General features: G+C 40.2%; 17 protein-coding genes and 1 tRNA gene. 10 read left to right on the top strand and 8 right to left on the bottom strand.

Annotation, left to right across the window (positions count from 1 at the left end; translation table 11 throughout):
* The first annotated feature begins 203 nt into the window (after positions 1-203).
* Positions 204-1,517 (top strand): adenylosuccinate synthase, encoded by a 1,314-nt coding sequence (locus AB8618_RS14185; protein WP_413400876.1) that lies wholly within the window; start codon positions 204-206, stop codon positions 1,515-1,517.
* A gap of 123 nt (positions 1,518-1,640) precedes the next feature.
* Positions 1,641-2,279: a tetratricopeptide repeat protein gene (locus AB8618_RS14180; RefSeq protein WP_013466021.1), complete on the top strand. Its 639-nt coding sequence runs from the start codon at positions 1,641-1,643 to the stop codon at positions 2,277-2,279.
* A 132-nt stretch (positions 2,280-2,411) separates the two neighbouring features.
* Here AB8618_RS14180 and AB8618_RS14175 read toward each other — a convergent pair whose 3' ends face one another.
* Complete coding sequence (locus AB8618_RS14175; protein ID WP_418157315.1) at positions 2,412-4,271, bottom strand: cation:proton antiporter; 1,860 nt, start codon at positions 4,269-4,271, stop codon at positions 2,412-2,414.
* Positions 4,272-5,135: 864 nt separating this feature from the next.
* Here AB8618_RS14175 and proB point away from each other — a divergent pair.
* Both proB and AB8618_RS14165 read left to right on the top strand, forming a co-directional pair.
* Entirely contained in the window at positions 5,136-6,242 is a 1,107-nt protein-coding gene (gene proB / locus AB8618_RS14170) for a glutamate 5-kinase (protein ID WP_010391693.1), read from the top strand.
* A complete protein-coding gene (locus tag AB8618_RS14165; RefSeq protein WP_413400874.1) occupies positions 6,239-7,486 on the top strand; it encodes a glutamate-5-semialdehyde dehydrogenase in 1,248 nt (415 codons plus the stop codon). Before proB ends, AB8618_RS14165 begins: the two co-directional genes overlap by 4 nt.
* A gap of 177 nt (positions 7,487-7,663) precedes the next feature.
* Here AB8618_RS14165 and AB8618_RS14160 read toward each other — a convergent pair.
* Positions 7,664-7,739, bottom strand: a tRNA-Ala gene (locus AB8618_RS14160).
* Between the two features lie 165 nt (positions 7,740-7,904).
* Here AB8618_RS14160 and AB8618_RS14155 point away from each other — a divergent pair.
* Both AB8618_RS14155 and AB8618_RS14150 read left to right on the top strand, forming a co-directional pair.
* Complete coding sequence (locus tag AB8618_RS14155; protein ID WP_409425597.1) at positions 7,905-8,291, top strand: hypothetical protein; 387 nt, start codon at positions 7,905-7,907, stop codon at positions 8,289-8,291.
* A gap of 1 nt (position 8,292) precedes the next feature.
* Positions 8,293-8,793 carry a prolyl-tRNA synthetase associated domain-containing protein gene (locus AB8618_RS14150; RefSeq protein ID WP_413400873.1) on the top strand — a complete coding sequence of 167 codons (501 nt, stop codon included), beginning with the start codon at positions 8,293-8,295 and terminating at the stop codon, positions 8,791-8,793.
* Here AB8618_RS14150 and AB8618_RS14145 read toward each other — a convergent pair.
* A complete protein-coding gene (locus tag AB8618_RS14145) occupies positions 8,760-9,908 on the bottom strand; it encodes an MFS transporter (RefSeq protein ID WP_413400872.1) in 1,149 nt (382 codons plus the stop codon). The genes AB8618_RS14150 and AB8618_RS14145 overlap by 34 nt on opposite strands.
* A 194-nt stretch (positions 9,909-10,102) precedes the next feature.
* Between AB8618_RS14145 and AB8618_RS14140 the strand changes: the two genes are divergently transcribed.
* The 4 genes from AB8618_RS14140 to AB8618_RS14125 all read left to right on the top strand — a co-directional run bounded on the left by AB8618_RS14140 (position 10,103) and on the right by AB8618_RS14125 (position 13,244).
* On the top strand, positions 10,103-10,642 hold the full coding sequence (locus AB8618_RS14140) for a DUF2058 domain-containing protein (protein WP_036980338.1): 540 nt from the start codon (positions 10,103-10,105) through the stop codon (positions 10,640-10,642).
* A 173-nt stretch (positions 10,643-10,815) separates the two neighbouring features.
* Entirely contained in the window at positions 10,816-11,139 is a 324-nt protein-coding gene (locus tag AB8618_RS14135) for a c-type cytochrome (protein WP_008113473.1), read from the top strand.
* A 134-nt stretch (positions 11,140-11,273) separates the two neighbouring features.
* Positions 11,274-12,041, top strand: a complete 768-nt coding sequence (locus AB8618_RS14130; protein WP_413400871.1) for a class II aldolase/adducin family protein — start codon at positions 11,274-11,276, stop codon at positions 12,039-12,041.
* Between the two features lie 27 nt (positions 12,042-12,068).
* Positions 12,069-13,244 carry a mandelate racemase/muconate lactonizing enzyme family protein gene (locus AB8618_RS14125; protein WP_054202652.1) on the top strand — a complete coding sequence of 392 codons (1,176 nt, stop codon included), beginning with the start codon at positions 12,069-12,071 and terminating at the stop codon, positions 13,242-13,244.
* 101 nt (positions 13,245-13,345) lie between these two features.
* Here AB8618_RS14125 and AB8618_RS14120 read toward each other — a convergent pair whose 3' ends face one another.
* The 5 genes from AB8618_RS14120 to AB8618_RS14100 form a co-directional block, all read right to left on the bottom strand.
* Positions 13,346-13,732, bottom strand: a complete 387-nt coding sequence (locus tag AB8618_RS14120; RefSeq protein ID WP_409424033.1) for a hypothetical protein — start codon at positions 13,730-13,732, stop codon at positions 13,346-13,348.
* Between the two features lie 3 nt (positions 13,733-13,735).
* The gene (locus AB8618_RS14115) at positions 13,736-15,298 is read right to left on the bottom strand and encodes a S41 family peptidase (RefSeq protein ID WP_409424032.1); all 1,563 of its coding nucleotides are present in this window, start codon (positions 15,296-15,298) and stop codon (positions 13,736-13,738) included.
* Positions 15,299-15,346: 48 nt separating this feature from the next.
* Positions 15,347-16,186 carry an amidohydrolase family protein gene (locus tag AB8618_RS14110; RefSeq protein ID WP_409424031.1) on the bottom strand — a complete coding sequence of 280 codons (840 nt, stop codon included), beginning with the start codon at positions 16,184-16,186 and terminating at the stop codon, positions 15,347-15,349.
* Positions 16,183-16,365 (bottom strand): SDR family oxidoreductase, encoded by a 183-nt coding sequence (locus tag AB8618_RS14105; protein WP_409425596.1) that lies wholly within the window; start codon positions 16,363-16,365, stop codon positions 16,183-16,185. Before AB8618_RS14105 ends, AB8618_RS14110 begins: the two co-directional genes overlap by 4 nt.
* 295 nt (positions 16,366-16,660) lie before the next feature.
* The gene (locus AB8618_RS14100) at positions 16,661-17,623 is read right to left on the bottom strand and encodes an FHA domain-containing protein (protein ID WP_413400870.1); all 963 of its coding nucleotides are present in this window, start codon (positions 17,621-17,623) and stop codon (positions 16,661-16,663) included.
* Between the last annotated feature and the right edge of the window lie 62 nt (positions 17,624-17,685).

Below are 17,685 nucleotides of genomic sequence, written 5' to 3'. Positions count from 1 at the left end.
CATAGTTAAACTTGAAAAAGCCCTGCCATTGCAGGGCTTTTTGTTATCTGAGTTTTAAGGTTATAAATGACTGTTATTTATGTGATTATTAACGAAACACTGGTGTTTACTAGCCGCACGAGGAAAAAATAAGCTAAACGGGGTGAACATTGCTTTAGTTTTCTGGTAAAATCTCGTCCTAATTTTCTCTAAGTGAATTTGCAATGGGTAAAAACGTTGTTGTACTAGGCACCCAATGGGGTGACGAAGGTAAGGGTAAGGTAGTTGACCTCCTTACAGATAAAGCATCTTTAGTAGTTCGTTATCAAGGTGGTCATAACGCTGGCCATACTTTAGTGATCGACGGTGAAAAGACAGTTCTACACCTTATTCCATCGGGTGTATTACGTGACAATGTTAAATGTGTGATTGGTAATGGTGTTGTTTTATCACCAGAAGCGCTAATGAAAGAAATTGGCATGCTTGAAGAGCGTGGCGTACCTGTACGTGAACGTCTTTTAATCAGTGAAGCATGTCCGCTAATATTGCCTTTCCATGTTGCATTAGATGTAGCTCGCGAAACTGCGCGTGGCGATAAACCGATCGGTACAACGGGTCGTGGTATCGGTCCGGCGTACGAAGATAAAGTAGCACGTCGTGGTTTACGTGTTGGTGATTTATTCAATCCTGAATTATTTGCTACTAAGTTAAAAGAAGTATTGGAATACCACAATTTCACATTAGTGAACTACTACAAAGTAGATGCTGTGGACTTTCAAAAAACGTTTGATGATGCAATGGCTGTTGCTGATATTTTAAAAGCAATGGTAGTTGATGTAACTGAGCTTTTAGATCAAACGCGTAACGCTGGTGACAACATCTTATTTGAAGGTGCACAAGGTACACTACTTGATATTGATCACGGTACTTACCCTTATGTAACATCTTCAAACACCACCGCTGGTGGCGTTGCTACAGGTGCGGGTTTTGGCCCATTACACCTTGATTATGTACTAGGTATCATTAAAGCGTACACAACACGTGTAGGTTCAGGTCCTTTCCCTACAGAGCTTTACGATGGCCTTGATAAGCAAGACCCAGTAGGTAAGCATTTAGGTGACAAAGGTCATGAGTTTGGTGCTACTACAGGTCGTTTACGTCGTACAGGTTGGTTAGATGCAGTGGCTATGCGCCGTGCAGTTCAAATCAACAGTATTTCAGGATTTTGTTTAACTAAACTTGACGTTCTAGATGGTTTAGAAACACTTAAAATCTGTACTGGTTATAAGCTTGAAGATGGTACCGTGACTAACGTGACACCATTAGCTGCTGAAGGTTACGATAAAGTAACGCCAGTATACGAAGAAATGCCTGGTTGGTCAGAAAATACAGTGGGTGTAACATCGCTTGACGGTTTACCTAAAGCGGCAATTGATTACATCAAGCGTATTGAAGAAATCACTGGCGTACCTGTTGATATTATCTCTACAGGTCCAGACCGTGTTGAAACAATGATACTTCGTAGCCCATTCGCATAATTGGGTTTATGTTGAAAAAAGCTGCCATGTGCAGCTTTTTTTATGTCTGCGGAAAAGTGACGCTATTAATAGTGGAACGATCTTTGTATATTATTTGGTAAGTTTATTTTTAAAGTGGTTAATATGCGTTTATCTTCTCGTTGCTCAGTGTGGTCATTATCACTACTTACACTTTCTTTATTTAATATAAGCAATAGCTTAGCTGAAGAAAGTCCAGCAGCTGTGCCGCTGTATACTGAATCTGAGTTAATAGCTTTAATTAATGAGAACACTCATCTAGCCCGCGTAAAGGCAGATAATTGCCAGTTAGTGCAAGATATAGAAGCGCGAGCCAATAAAATGGCATTACCATCATATCAATTCCTATACGGTGATATGCTCGCTTATAAAGTATGTGTCGAGCGTGATGTTGCTCTAGGTGTGTATTACATGAAAAAAGCGGCTGAGCAGGGCTTAGCGGCTGCATTAGAGCAACTAGGTCGTTACTACGACGTTGGGCAGTTGGTTCAAAAAGACAAGGCCATGGCAATAACCTACTTACGTGAGGCGTCAGCGCAAGGCAATTTAAAAGCGCAGTTGCGATTAGTTGGTTTGTTTAATCAAGGTTATGGTAGTCCTAGAGATTTTGAAGATGCTTATCGTTGGTTGTTTAACACCACGGTAGCCGATAAAGCGACACATAAAAAAATAGAGCGAGCATTAACTAAACTTGCTGAAAAAATGCCAGCCAGTGTCGTTACCCGCGCGCGCTTACCTATGTAACCTATACTCTGGCCAGAGAAAATAAGCCTTATTATGACTATGATTTAATATGTTAGTAAATCTCTTAACCAGAGTTCAGGTATGTAAATAAAAAGCGAGAATGCCTTTGTGGCAATCTCGCTTTTTTAGTTATCACTCGTCTTTTTTATTGTCTTTAGCTTTGTTATTGGCCGGATCTTTTAATAGCGATATTTTGGGCGGTTGCAATGCAACTACTCGTTCACCCTCTTGTGGTAGCTTTTCCATATCACTGGTAAAAGGCCTCATTTTCACTGGAGCGTCTTCATCACTGTCTTTATCTCCTTTGAGAATAAACATTGGGATCGCTTCTGGATTCATTTCTAAATACTGTTGCCAGCTAAATTCTTCAGATATTCGTGTTGCACTCACTTTACCGCCTTTGGCAATCACGCTACTTAAACGAGCGTATGCGCCGTTTTCACCAAACAGAATTTGTCGTGATAAGAACGTCGCGCTGTCTTTATTTGCTTTAGCATGTGATGACGATGAGCGAAGTGAAAATACATTTTTTTCATTCAATAAATGAGAAAAATACTGCACCCCTAATGCGTTATGATGACGATTAGGTGAAAGCGCTAAAACACTGCGAATAGTGGTTAAAGGTAAATAACGTTCAGCATGCTCAGATTGTGGATTACCGTAATAACAAGGCAAACCATCCATACGTGCCATTTTACAGTTTTCCCAAGCAGGATCTGATAAGTGAACGGGAATGTTTTGTTCCTTTAAACCACGAGCAATAGCACGAGATACATGGTTTGCACCAATAATTAAAATAGTATTAGGGGAGGGCTGGCGCACCCCTAGCAACTTAGCAACAGGGATAGCCGTTAAGCTTTGCAGTACCACAGTGACGATAATAACCGTGAATATCAATGGCACCATTTTCTCAGCATCGGCTACACCGGCTTCTATCATACTTAACGCAAATACAGAGCCTACGGCTGCAGCAACTATACCGCGAGGTGCAATCCAAGCCAGCACCAAGCGAGACTTCATTGGTAAATCGGTGCCAAAGGTTGAAATAGCAATACACAACGGGCGCGCAATAAATAGCACAATAGCTAAAAATATAAATACATCGCTGTCGAGCATCATTAAATCAGAAAGCTGTAATCTGGCAGCTAGTAAAATAAACAAGGTTGAGATCAAAATCATCGAAAGATCTTCTTTAAATTCAAGTACCGAGTCTATTTCTAGGTCATCTTGATTAGCTAACCAAATACCAAACACAGTTACAGCTAATAAGCCTGACTCATGGCTTATATGATTTGAGATAGAAAAACTAATTAACACTAACGCTAAAATGCCAAATTTATGCAGCTCAAATGGCAACCATTCGCGGCGCATTAGTTGCGTTGTGATCCAGCCCGAAACCACACCAATGCTTAAACCAACACCAACGGTTTTAACTAGTGCAATTATAGTGTGGCTAAATACTTCACCTTGACCAACTAACATAACTGCTTCAAACACTAATACCGCGAATAAAGCGCCGATAGGGTCTATAACTATACCTTCCCAGCGTAAAATACGGTCAATATCTTGAGTGGGTCGCATTGAGTTAAGCAGTGGCGCAATAACCGTTGGTCCGGTTACAACAAGCACCGCGCCAAGTACTGCTGCGACTCGCCAATTTAGCTCTAATAACCAATAGGCGCTTAAGCTGATAACGATACAGGTCATAAGCATACCAATAGAGCAGAGGTTTCTTACTACTTTACTGATCCCTTTAAGCTCCCGAAAATGCAGCGTTAAAGACCCTTCAAATAAAATCACAGCAACGCTTAAAGACACCACCGGAAAAAGTAAATCGCCTAATAAGGCATCTGGGTCTAATACGCCACTAAATGGTCCTAATAAAAGCCCAGTAAGCAACAAAAACAGAATAGCGGGTACTCTGAACGCCCAGGCGACCCATTGGGCTAGCACCGAACACAGTGCAATACCTGCTATATAAATTGCTGACATAGAGTAAAAACTCCTTAATATTAATAATGTTTAAAAGTATAACTGTTACCTACCAGTAATACAGTGGGTATACACGTGTAAATTCAATTTAGCTAATAAATAATACTTATTTATTTAGTGTTAACGTCATTTTCTAAAATGTTATCAAATTTATAGTCTATATAATTCATATTTATAGTAGTCTAACTGCATGATACTTAATGTAAAAAGCACTCGCTTTAGTAGTGTTGACCTATGCAGCTTGAATTTTAGCCTTGATCTAAGCAGCTACTTTAACGTATTATACTTCGTGTTCGAATAATTAGTTATCTAATAAAGTTTGTAGTTTAAATACGTAAATATGTTAGATACAAACATCTTAACTATCTTACTGATTGTTTTTGCCTTGTTTTTTTATATTTGAACACACAATATCATTTACCGTACTCTTTGGTATGGTTTTGCTCGAAGTGTTTATTTGCTCAATACAGATAAATATAAGTTTGAGTTGAACTATTACCTCTCAATATTTAATCCCCATCGTGGCGATTAAATCTCGGTCCTTAAGTCATCACCCTATCTGTTGGTGTACCAGACTTAAGAGGCTCTATGTATGTTGTTAATAAAAAAGCCGCACACAGCTTTTTACAGCGATACATAAACAACACTTTATATTTTTTTAGTTAGTACGATCCGATTTATTTATTGGGTTAATACTATTTATTTTTGCATCTCAATTTAAAACGCTAGTTTTAGAGACGGTGTACGTGTGTGTAAAAAAGTGTGGGCAATGATAAATAAATTCGACGCTATGTTTATAAACATGGCGACCTAATTTCATTCATCTATGTGATGAAAACAAATTAAATGGAAAGTTGAGCACTTATGCAAAAGTTAAATTGGCGACGTATCGTACTTAAAGTGGGCAGTGCCTTAATTGCACCTGATCAAGATGGCTGTCGTTCACGTTATTTATTAACCATCGCACAGTTTATTGTTCGCTGTCGCGCACGTGGAATTGAGGTTATTCTAGTTTCATCTGGTTCAGTAGCGGCTGGCTCACATTTATTTCCATCAGACCAACCTCGTTCAGTGGTAATGAAAAAAGCGATGGCTGCAGCAGGGCAAACAGAAATGATGGCCATGTGGGATCGTTTCTTTGATTTTCCATCAGCGCAGCTATTATTAACCCATGGTGACTTACGTGACCGTGAGCGTTACCAGAGTATCCGTGAAACCGTATTTACATTGCTAGAACATGGCGTGCTACCTATCATTAATGAAAATGATGCAGTAACAACAGATGATTTAAAAGTGGGTGATAACGATAATTTATCAGCCATGGTTGCAGCAGCCGCTGATGCCGACGCGTTAATGATTTTCTCTGATGTAGATGGCTTGTATGATAAAAACCCAAATTTGCATGACGATGCCGTGTTATTGCCTGAAATAAAATCAATTGATGATTCTATTTATGCTATGGCAGGATGTGCAACCAGTGCGGTAGGTACAGGTGGTATGAAAACCAAGATTGAAGCGGCAGAGAAAGCCACTTCACATGGTATTGCAACTTACATTATTAATGGCTTTAAAGAAGAAACCTTTACTCGCTTGTTAGCCGGTGAAAACCCAGGAAGCGTATTCTTGCCTTATGAGAAGCCAATGCAAGATTCTATTCACTGGATGACACATACCGCCAATGAGCAAGGGGAAGTCGTTGTTGAAGGGTCATTTGATGACTCACTAGAAGGTGAAGACGGCTGTTTACGTGGCGATGAGATCAGAGAAGTACATGGCGAGTTTGCTGTGGGCGATACTATCTTAGTTCGCAGTGAAGATGGTACGCGTTTAGCTAAAGCCACAGCAAATTACAGTAGCTGCTTGTTAAACTTTATTGCAGATAACGAGCAGAGTGAATTCAGCGAAAAAATGCAGGATTCAATTGGACCAATTATTTCAGAAAAAGATATCGCATTATTGGAGAAGTCATGAGTTTAATTACGGATATATCACGCCAAGCAGCAAAGGCTGCACATACACTTGCTTTACTCGATACCGAGACTAAAAACAAAGTGTTAACCGATATGGCAGCGGCATTAAGAGATCAAAAAGAATTTATAATTAAAGAAAACGAAAGTGACCTAAGCGCTGCACGCGACAATAACTTAGCGGCATCAATGATAGACCGTCTAACATTGAATGATGAGCGTATTGAAGCCATGGCTGAGGGTATCGAAGTGATTGTTTCACTTGATGATCCAGTTGGTCAGTTACGTGACATTACTGAGCGCCCTAATGGGATTAAAATTCGTAAAATGCGTGTACCACTAGGTGTGGTATGTATGATTTATGAAGCGCGTCCTAATGTAACGGCTGACGCGGGGGCATTATGCTTTAAATCGGGCAATGGTGTTATTTTACGCGGTGGTAAAGAAGCGCTTAAAAGCTCACAAGCCATTGCCAGTGTAATGCATAGCGTGCTTACTAAACATGGCTTACCAACTGCGTTAATTTCAGTGATCCCAGATCCTGACCGCGCCTTGCTCATGGAATTGATGCAACAACGCGATAGCATTGACTTAATCATCCCTCGTGGCGGTGAAGGCCTGATTAACTATGTTACTGAAAACAGCACAATCCCTGTTATCCAGCACTTTAAAGGCGTTTGTCATTTATATGTAGATAAAGATGCTGATTTAGAAGTAGCGCTTAATCTACTGCTAAATGGTAAGACTCAACGTACTGGCGTATGTAATGCACTAGAGGGTTTAGTGGTACACCAAGATGTAGCTGATGAGTTTTTAAATCTGTGTGCAGTTGTTCTTCGTCAAGAAGGTGTAAAAATTAATGCTGACGCTAAAGCGGCTGAATATTTTGATAATGCCACTGTACTTGATGATAACGAATTTGGTGAAGAGTACTTAGACTTAGAGTTAGCAATTCGCATTGTGCCAAGTTTTGATGCAGCGGTTGAGCACATTGCTCAATTCGGTTCAAATCATACTGAAGTTATCTGTACTAAGAACGATGCGGCAGCAGAGTTATTCCAACGTAGTGTTGATGCGTCGGTTGTTATGGTTAATGCGTCATCACGCTTTTCTGATGGCTCACAACTAGGCTTAGGTGCAGAGATTGGTATTGCAACGACTAAGCTACATGCTTATGGTCCTATGGGACTTGAGTCATTAACCACTGAAAAATATTTAGTTAATGGTGTTGGTCAAGTTCGTGAATAACTAACCGAACCCAATAAATGATAAAAATGCCGGGCTTTGCTCGGCATTTTTGATCTCGATTTAGCAAAATTAAACAACTAAGCAAAAATAGAGATTAAAAAATACAAAGCATTATTAACAGAAAAATTTATTTAGAATATAAAAATAGGGTATTAATAAAAGGAGAGAGTAGGAAAGTGGTGGAGCTAAGCAGGATCGAACTGCTGACCTCCTGCGTGCAAGGCAGGCGCTCTCCCAGCTGAGCTATAGCCCCACATTCCTAATTTATATATGCTGTAAATGCTTAAGTGCTGAGTCTTAAGCGGGGTGAACTTTAAATATTTTTACGTTTTTGGTCAAGTATTTTTTCACAAATTTTTCCGTTTTAACTAATTTTTGTTAAACTCGGCATCAATATTTACTAAAACGATAATACATGATGAAAAAATACGCTTTAGTTTTCATGACTTTCCTTTTTGGCTGTGCCAGCTCGGTAGGTGAGCCTCCATTCGAAATTAATAATAAAAAATTTTATGACACCCTTGATGAGCAAGGTAATAAGCTTTTTGCCTATGTGGTCTCTGTAAAGGCTAAGAGTCGCGAGCAAATTAATATTAATAAAAAGCTAACCCGAAGCGATGTAAAGCGTTTTGCCGAACAAGAGCATTTTGAAGAGTCGAGCGTGCTTAAGTTACAATTAGAAGATCAAGCGGTAGAGTTTCTTAATAAAGAGCTTGCACAACGTAACTATTGTGCAGATAAGCATGAAATAAACGAAGTGCTATGGCGAGATTTAAGTGTGCAATTAAGAGGGCGTTGTTTGTAGTATGTTAGCGGATAAACAAAAATTAGCGGCGGTGTTAGCCCAACTTGATATTAACTATGACGTGATTGAGCATCCAGCGTTGCATGGCAGCTTAGATGCCGACGAGCTGATGGTGAATCGCCCTGGAACACGCTTAAAAAATCTATTTTTGCGAGATAACGAAGGTAAGCGCCATTTTTTAGTGATCACCTCGCACGATAAACAACTCGATTTAAAATCACTTTCTAAACAGCAAGGCTTATCGCGTTTAGGGTTTGCCTCTAATGAGCGCTTGGCTAAGTACTTAAAAGTTGCACCAGGTTGTGTGTCAATGCTCAGCCTAATGAACGATAAGCAACGAGATGTAACACTCTGGCTTGATCAGGATATTTGGTTTGGCGATTTATTTCACTGCCACCCATTTGAAAACACTCAAACATGGTTATTAACTAAGCCTGATTTACTACGCTTTTTTGATTTTACAGAGCATCAGCCGCGGGTAATGTTTTTGCCATCGCGCTGAGCCCACAAAATAAGCCCCAGACCACATAAGCAAACTGCAAGAAGTGTTGCCATAAACGCGGTTTGCCCATGCGTTTGATAAACCACCCCAGGTAATAATGACCCTAGTGCGCCACCGCTGTAATAAAATGACACGTAACAACCATTAGTAACACTAGGTGGGGCGTGACTAATTTTATTAACCAATGGTGCCGCTGTGGAATGAATTACAAACATAGCGCCACAAAAGAGTGTGAATGCAACTAAAAACAACATCAGTGAATGACTCATTAATAACACAATACTAAGGTTATAAAACAGGAATACCGCTGCCAACAAGCGCCAAGCTGAGGTCATTTTTTTTAATAACCACGGGGTAAAAATAGAGGCTAACGCGCCAATTAAATAACCACTATAAACTAAGCCAATGTCGCGGGTGTTATTAATTAAAAAGGTCTTTTTTAAAATAAAAGGTAAGTAGTTTAATAGCGCTGCAAAGCAAAAAAACATACAAAATATGGCACCATAAAGCTTAAGTGTCGAGCCTTCTTTAAGTTGTTTCATATAATCTAAAGGTGATAACACCTTACTAGAGCTACTCAAGACAAAGCGTTTATGGGGAACGCTAAGCGCGAGTATTATCAACATGGCAGCAATTAAGTAATAAAAACTTTGCCATGACCACAAGTCGCTAAAGAGCGCAGCCAATACCCGGCCAAAATAACCACCGACAATCGTACTACCAATATAAAGAGTCATATTTTTCTGTAGTGTATCGGTTTGATAGCTCATACCAATATAACTGGTCATAGCGGTTAATGCGGCAGGTAAAGTCAGCCCTTGTAAAAACCGAACAAGTAACAGTAGCTCAAAGCTAGGTGCATAAATAAATAATAAACAGCCCACACCGAGGAATAACATTGCAATGCGTAAAATTAATAGTGGGTTTCGCTTGGCTAAAAACAGCCCATACACCAAAGGAGCTATTGCCAAAGGTAGCATAGTGGCAGTCATTAAGCTGCCTGCAATGGCAGGCGCTACATTAAATTCGGTGGCAAATAAACTTAATAATGGCTGTGGTGCGTATAAGACAAAAAAAATAAAGACAGAACAAAGGAGTAAGTGAGGTAAGCGCATTGACTGCCGTTAACATTGCTTATTAGTTGAGCTGCATTATATACAAAACTGTTAGGGTTTTCATAAATTAACCTTTATTGCGCTAAATCATGCTTTGTTTTCAGTAGTTTGTTAGATTAATACCAATAGCGCTGTTATTTACGCTCGTTGGTGATTAAAATAGCATTAATATTCGTTTTTAGTGGGAACACGCCATGGGGTCACTACAAGAGCAATTGCTCCAAGCTGGTTTAACAACATCACATAAAGCCAAAGTTGCTAAATCAGAAAAGCGCAAGCAACAGAAAAAGCAAAAGAAGGGAGCGACAAGTAACCCAAATGATTTGCAAAAACATATTCAGCAAACCAAGCTTGAGCAGCAGCAAAAAGCCGAAGAGCTTAACAAAACGCGCCAAGAAGAATTAAAGCAACGCGAGCAGGTAGCTCGTGTTAAGCAAATTTTAGAGCATCACAACCAAGAGTCAATTCGTGGTGAGCGTACCTTTAACTTTACTTATGAAAATAAAGTAAAGGGCCTTGATGTGAATGAGCAAACGCAAAAGGCGCTCTCGGGCGGACGTTTAGCAATTTGTGTATTAGAAGGCCAGTTTTACGTATTAGAAGACGAGCCTGCACGCAAAGTGGCTGAGGTTGATGAAAAGTATATTGTGTTTCATGTAGAACCTGAGAATAAAGCCAAGGACGAAGACGATCCGTACGCTGATTTTGAAGTACCAGACGATCTTATTTGGTAAGCTGTTATTAAGTATCTGCTCAGCTGAAGCAAGCTAATATTTGTTTTATGAGGGATACACGTATTTGTTCTGATTGATCGTCAAACCTTATCAAGGACGTATGCTTTTTAAAGATTTATTGACTACAATTATCACAACCGTTTTTTTTAACCGTAAAAAGAAGAGTAAATACAATGAGCAAGATAAAAACACTTTTATTAGGCGCGGGTATTGGTTTAGCCGCAAGTTTTTCATTTTCAGCAGCCGCTGCTGATGGCGCTGCACTTTACACCGCTAAAAATTGTCAAACATGTCATGGTGCAGATGGTAAAGCACCTATTATGGCGATGTACCCTAAACTAAATGGTCAAAACAAAGAGTATTTAGTAGCGCAAATGAAAGACATCAAGTCAGGCGCACGTAGCAATGGTATGTCTATGGCGATGAAAGCAATGGTTGCGACTGTGACTGATGAAGAATTTGAAGCAATTGCCGATTACCTATCAAAAGTACAATAATCGCTAACGCAATCTAAAAAGAGCCACACCTTTGTGTGGCTTTTTTATTTGGTGATTGCCATCATGCGAATACTCATTTAGATTTCTAAACATCTACAATCACTAGCGCTATGCTGTGTTTTAAAAGGCTTGTTATGTTTGATTTACCCCAGCTCGATTTAAAAAATAAAGTATCAGAACAAGAGTGGCAATTACGTGTTGATTTAGCCGCATGTTATCGATTGGTAGACCATTTTCGTTGGGGGGATTTAATTTATACGCACCTTTCTGCTCGCTTACCGGATACGGATCATTATTTAGTAAACGCGTTTGGTTTAACGTTTGATGAGATCACTGCATCTAACTTAGTTAAAGTCGATTTAAATGGCCGCATTATTGACGATACTCCATTTGATATTAACCCGGCGGGGTTTACCATTCACAGTGCCATTCATGAAGTACGTGAGGATGCCCATTGCGTCATACACCTGCACACTAAAGAAACCATTGCAGTTGCAACACAAAAAGAAGGGTTGTTACCGTTAAGTCAGTATTCGATGTTTTCATTACCTTCTCTGTCTTACCATGGTTATGAAGGTCTAGCGGTGAATGATGATGAGCGTAAACGCCTGCAAACAGATTTAGGCACCACCAATCATATGCTATTGGTGAACCACGGCGGCTTAACGGTAGGGCCAACAGTCGGTGATGCGTTTATGCGCTTTTATGACCTTCAACGTGCCTGTGAAATACAGTTAGCTATTCAATCAAGTGCACAAGAAGCGATTGCAGTACCGCAAGCTATTATTGATAACATTTATAACCAAGCGAACGTTGTTCACAGCGGCAGTACTGGGGGGCAGCTAGCATGGCCTGCCATGTTACGAAAAGCGTATCGTCTTGACCCAAGTTTTGCAAAGTAACCAATAAAGGTTAATAAGGAATTTTTTATGAAAGTAAATCGCGTTGAAGTCTTTGATATTCATTGTCCTGAACGTCCTGCATGGACGCCGGTATTTGTTCGCATTCATACCGATGAAGGGATTAGCGGTGTAGGTGAAGCCGGCCTTGCCTATGACCTAGGTCACAGCGCTGCCGCTGCGATGATCAAAGAAATGGCCGATGCCTTTTTAATTGGCCATGACCCGTTTCAAACTGAAAAACTATGGTCACGTATGTTGCGTGAAAGCTTTTGGGGTTTAGGCGGTGGGCCGGTAGTTTATGCAGCAATGAGTGCAATTGATACGGCGCTTTGGGATATAAAAGGTAAAGCATTGGGTTTACCTGTGTATCAGTTGCTTGGTGGTAAAGTTAACGACAAACTACGTACTTATGCATCGCAGTTACAGTTTGACTGGGACAGTGAGTTTAAAGCGCTGGTACAGCCACAAGAATATGCCGAAGCGGCACTAAAAGCAGTAGCGGAAGGTTACGATGCGGTAAAGGTTGACCCAATTCAATACGATAAAGACGGCAACACCTATTACGACCGCACAAATATTATTTCTCGCCCAGAAATGAAACTATACCGCGCTCGTATGCAGGCTATTCGTGAAGCCGTGGGTGACGAAGTCGATATTATTTTTGAATGCCACAGTTTACCGGGTGCGACATCAGCAATTCAAATTGGTGAGATTGCAGAAGAATTCGACTGTATGTATTTTGAAGAGCCAGTGAATTATTTGAACCATTCGTTACATGCCAAAGTGGCTGATAAAGTGGCTGTACCTATTGCAGGCGGCGAGCGCTTATATAACCGTTGGGGTGTGCGTCCATATTTAGAAGATCAAAGCATTGATGTACTACAGCCAGATATTGGTTTATGTGGTGGCTTTACTGAAACTAAAAAGGTATGTGATTACGCTGATATTTTTGACGTGCGTATTCAGGCACACGTATGTGGTGGGCCGGTTGCAACCGCGGCAGCATTACACTTAGAAACGGCGATCCCTAACTTTTTAATTCATGAACATCATACTTATGCGATTAAAAAGTGGAACAGAGAGCTGTGCTTACAAGATCCACAACCTAAAAATGGCTTTTTTGAAGTATCAGAAGAACCAGGCCTTGGGATTGAACTTAACGATGAAATTGTAATGCGCTCACAACGCGTAGAAATAAAATAAATAACCTGAACTCTGGTTGAGATGGATTTATTATCCAGAGTTCAGGTTAAATAGCTCTATTTCTGAATAGCCGGTAAGTGATAACTCACTTACCGGCTTTTTTATCGCTGTGGATTTATTTTACAAAGCACCTGTTTTAGTTCAATGGTTGCTTTGCTATCAAGGTGGCGAACAGAACAGCGCTCTCCCTTAATCATCAGTTCAAACTGATCCGGCATATTAAGCTGCTTGCCCATAATCGGATTTCCCTGAGAGTTTTTGTGATTAAGTTGCTCAAGCGTAACTGTGCTTGAGGTTACAAAAACGTCATCGGCTAATTGAACCTGCGAGCTATGTAGCAGTTGCGTAATAGCCTCGGCTACTTTAGCGCTATTTGGCTCAACTAGTAACGCATGCTGTAACTTAGGAGTGGGTTCAGAGCTTTGCGCTAAGCAACCCGTTAGCCCTAATGTCGCTGCAGCCATGCTTATTGCTAATAATATGTTCATTGCTTATCTCATGTTATCACTAAGAATAGTATTTTGTTCTAGCATGGTTTGAATTCGCATATCTTTTACTTCTGGCATATCGGTGGCGATAGTGGGCGCAAAACCAAGAACACTATTTATTGAGCTTGGGGCAGGGCAACTGCCGTTTTCTCTATAGCTCAGCGCTGTACTTAATAAGCTTTCACTAGCATCACCTAAGCGCTTAGAAAAGTCATCGGCAACAGCACACCCAGCAATGCGAACCGGTTGTCGTGCGTCATCAATGGTATTTTGCGGTGTAAAGCCATCTGAATATTCACCAAAACCTTTGTTATTTTCGCCAGTAAATTGAATAGTAAAATAAGTGGTGTCGCAGTTGTCGGTAGGGTAAAAGCCATACGGTTTACCGCAGGTGCCTGCGCCTATCTGAATAATTTCAACATCGGCTCCGCGCAGCCCGTTAATGATAGCCTCACTAGCCGAGCAGGTACTGCTGGTGGTGAGTAAAAATACCCTTTCTAAGTTCAAGGTGGGTAACGGCGTGCCTACTACAATTGCAGAATTGTTTTCAAAGCCAACAAAACGATTTGTAAAAGGCATCGGTGTCAGTGTTTGGCCTGTTACAGGGTTGGTATTGGGGTATTTATCGTTAAAAATAGTGCGTTCAAATATTTTGCCCTGCGTGTTACTGCCCCCTACCATGTAGCCTACTTGGCTAGCCATTTGTAATAATCCCCCTCCGTTATAGCGCACATCAATGACTAAATCTTTAATGCTACTGGCAGCGAGTTGGTTAAAGGCGTTGTAAAGCTGTGTCTCGGCTATGGCGTTGTGGCTATTAAATTGAAAATAACCCACATCACCATCGGCTAAATCGGTACGAACATTCATTACTGGTTGTGATTCGATATTTTGAGACGTGAGCGTAACAGTGCGATTTTCATTGGAACTGATATCCCTAAATACAAATTCGGTAACTTTACCCGTTTGCTCGGGGAATAAACCTGCATTAATGATCCCCACCTCGCTTGATGAGGTGGTGTTAATAAAATCAACACCATCAACTTCTAAAAGCTCAAAACCACGAATAATATTTTGATTACTAGCTGGGGTATTTGGCTCGGTGTAGCTAACAACAGCTTGGCGCGGCGCACTACCTGCAATTATTTTTATGTTAAAGCCATAACCAAAGCTCAGGCCAGATTGGCTTTGTCTTTGCCACTCATCGGTCGGCAAACTAAAGTGAAAATTATCTTTTTGCGCACCCGATTCAGTCAGTTGCTCAGTTTTTAAAGTATTAAAGTAATCAATAACGCCTGATGTTAATGCCGGATTGGTATCAATAATTTCGTCATACCATAGGTAGGTTTCGTTACTCCAAGAGCGCAGCCAGTTTTTTTCGTTAATAGCTTGGCATTGACCTTTAAATTGTCCTGAGCTAGCAAATACACCTGAAGTCCAACCGCTATTATCCGTTGTTGGGTTAATCGCATTGTCGCTACCTGCACCGCCACAACCTGTTAATAAAGCGGCTAGCGAAAAAGGGAGTAATGTGTATTTAAGAGAAGGTGAATTAAAAATGGCCATACGCATGCTCGTTTTTTAAACTGTTGAGCTAAATATAGCGGTTTTTATTTAGAGTTGATAGAGGCGCGCTGCATTTTTGTAACTCAGGTGCTGCCAGATAATAGTATCGTTACATAGAGTGCGGTAATGTTGCCATAACTCATTGTAGTTAATGTTAATTTGGCACACTGGGAAGTTGCTAGCAAACATCACTCTTTGCATACCAAAATGCTTTAATATATGTTTAAAACATTGGCTTTGCTGCTCGCTATTAAGCATGAGTAACTCAAAACCTGAAAACTTAATCGCAACATTAGGCTGCTTTGCAAGTAGTTCAATTGCAGCTGCCCAGTTAGCAAGGTTGTGTGCAAGCCCAGTGTGATTAATGATTATTTGTAAGTCACTAATTTGGATGGCATAAGAAATGAGCCGCTCGGTGATGTTGAGGTTTTCTACTTTAAATTGGGCTTCAAAATGCAGCTTTAATTGGCTCAAGTGTCGCAGGTTATCGAGGCAATGTGGGCTCAATAAGCGCTCGGCATCATGACCTTCAGTGATATCTCTAATGCCTACAAGAGAGCAATGTTCTAGCTGCTGAAGTGCTAGTTTAAATGCGTTATTTGGCTGGTTAATTGTTGCAAAGCTAATCGCTTTATAAGGTATGGTTTTAATATGGTTGGCTAACCAGTTTAACTCTTTAACGGGCCGGTTATTATCAAAGCCTGCTTCTATGTGCACTAAACCAGCGAGTTCAAAGTCTGTACTTTTGATCAGTTCAGCAACGCTAATCGGTTGCTTTATTTTATCTAGGTTAGACCAAGCTGGTGGGTTAGCACCTTGCAGCCAAGTATATTTCCCCTCCTGAAAATTAAAAAAATGCAGATGTGGGTCAATAATTTTAGTAGTCATTGTGCTATGTAACCGCCATAAATGGGTTGTAACCCACCAGTAATGAAGCTGGCTTCATCACTGGCCAAAAAGTTTACCAATGTAACTACTTCATCGGCTTGACCTAAGCGGTTAAGTGGTTGCAGAAAGTTACGATGCAGTAAAAGTCGATCAAATTCAATAAAGAGTGTAACACCTATTACGACCACAATAATATTATTTATCGTGCCCAATGAGATATACCGCGCTCGTATTTAAGCGGTAGATGATGAGCTGTCAATACCAGAGCGATGTTGGCAATTCAAATTGGTGAAATTCCAGAAGTACTTGATAAGTGTATTGCTTGTTACCCTATGGAGGAGCAGTTTATGGTATTTAGTTTTCAATTTAAGTTATTGATAAGTTTGGCTACAACCTTCAGTGGTTCGCTGCAAATAATAGCTAGGTAATCGACCAATTAATGGTTGTAGTTTTGCTCATCGCCACACCAAGTTCTTAATTTTTGAGATCCGTTGATTCACAGTTCTGCCCCTTTAAAATTGTAAAACACTTCCCTGCAAAACGAACTTTACCTCGTTTACGCTCAATCAAAACATCAGCAGATAATATATTATTGAAAGAGTCCATAAATTGTTTTCGCGCACGGTGGATCTGAATATTGACATGGCTCTCATTAATACCGAGATCGCGTGCTAATTTCTTAACTTGTACCCAGCCCTGTACATCAGGCTCAAATTTATTTCTGATATCAGCCAATTTATTACGAGCCAGCAATAAAGTAAGGTAGTGGTGAGAGCGAACATCTAGGTCAACTAATGTATTATGTTGCCTTATTTTTAATTCGGTTTGCTCTTCATCTAAGCTTAAATTGAACATAAATTTAAGGTCATTGATAGATGCAGGACTTAAATTCAGCGTGTTTTCTTGTGATGTCATTTCTGCTTGAAAAAACTGCCACTGCTGTTCTGCAATTGTTATTCTTTGGCCATCCTTTAAGAGTGCTAATTGGTGAGTTTCTGTATTTTCATAGCACCAAGAGAGTCTCTCTGGGTCGTAATAAATAACAGCTTTGGGGTGTTGGCTATCGGGTAAAAAATGATAAGGTTCGAGCAACATACAATGTGTATTTGTTCCATTGACCGGTAGTAAAAGATCTCTTGGTGGATCGATAGAAGTTAACTGGTAATCTAAGTTATTTATTTCTGAAAAGCTGATGCGATCATTTAGGGCTAATACGGAATTGGTTTGCTTATCAAGTCGCTTACCGTTTAGCCAAATCCCATTTTTGCTTAAATCACGAATGTACCAGTGTGGTTTTACCCACTCTATTACAGCATGAATACGTGTCACTTCTGGGTAGTTTAATAAGGTGTCAACAGAGTGGGCTAGCCGACCAAAACGATGAAAGTCGCGCAGATAAAAGATCATATTTGAGTTTAACTTAGTCAGTATAGCCATACAGCTCTCTTTTGGTCTTTTAGTAAATAATATTACTCTATCATATTGTATATATTGACTTT

The organism is Pseudoalteromonas sp. RW-H-Ap-1 (genome assembly GCF_048318575.1).
Classification (GTDB): Bacteria; Pseudomonadota; Gammaproteobacteria; order Enterobacterales; family Alteromonadaceae; genus Pseudoalteromonas.
Note: the sequence above shows the minus strand (reverse complement) of the source record. Positions and strands in the feature narration are given on the sequence as shown.

Coding starts and splice junctions, on each gene's coding strand:
- AB8618_RS14185 (WP_413400876.1), top strand. CDS start 204: ATGGGTAAAAACGTTGTTGTACTAGGCACCCAATGGGGTGACGAAGGT.
- AB8618_RS14180 (WP_013466021.1), top strand. CDS start 1,641: ATGCGTTTATCTTCTCGTTGCTCAGTGTGGTCATTATCACTACTTACA.
- AB8618_RS14175 (WP_418157315.1), bottom strand. CDS start 4,271: ATGTCAGCAATTTATATAGCAGGTATTGCACTGTGTTCGGTGCTAGCC.
- proB (WP_010391693.1), top strand. CDS start 5,136: ATGCAAAAGTTAAATTGGCGACGTATCGTACTTAAAGTGGGCAGTGCC.
- AB8618_RS14165 (WP_413400874.1), top strand. CDS start 6,239: ATGAGTTTAATTACGGATATATCACGCCAAGCAGCAAAGGCTGCACAT.
- AB8618_RS14155 (WP_409425597.1), top strand. CDS start 7,905: ATGAAAAAATACGCTTTAGTTTTCATGACTTTCCTTTTTGGCTGTGCC.
- AB8618_RS14150 (WP_413400873.1), top strand. CDS start 8,293: ATGTTAGCGGATAAACAAAAATTAGCGGCGGTGTTAGCCCAACTTGAT.
- AB8618_RS14145 (WP_413400872.1), bottom strand. CDS start 9,908: ATGCGCTTACCTCACTTACTCCTTTGTTCTGTCTTTATTTTTTTTGTC.
- AB8618_RS14140 (WP_036980338.1), top strand. CDS start 10,103: ATGGGGTCACTACAAGAGCAATTGCTCCAAGCTGGTTTAACAACATCA.
- AB8618_RS14135 (WP_008113473.1), top strand. CDS start 10,816: ATGAGCAAGATAAAAACACTTTTATTAGGCGCGGGTATTGGTTTAGCC.
- AB8618_RS14130 (WP_413400871.1), top strand. CDS start 11,274: ATGTTTGATTTACCCCAGCTCGATTTAAAAAATAAAGTATCAGAACAA.
- AB8618_RS14125 (WP_054202652.1), top strand. CDS start 12,069: ATGAAAGTAAATCGCGTTGAAGTCTTTGATATTCATTGTCCTGAACGT.
- AB8618_RS14120 (WP_409424033.1), bottom strand. CDS start 13,732: ATGAACATATTATTAGCAATAAGCATGGCTGCAGCGACATTAGGGCTA.
- AB8618_RS14115 (WP_409424032.1), bottom strand. CDS start 15,298: ATGGCCATTTTTAATTCACCTTCTCTTAAATACACATTACTCCCTTTT.
- AB8618_RS14110 (WP_409424031.1), bottom strand. CDS start 16,186: ATGACTACTAAAATTATTGACCCACATCTGCATTTTTTTAATTTTCAG.
- AB8618_RS14100 (WP_413400870.1), bottom strand. CDS start 17,623: ATGGCTATACTGACTAAGTTAAACTCAAATATGATCTTTTATCTGCGC.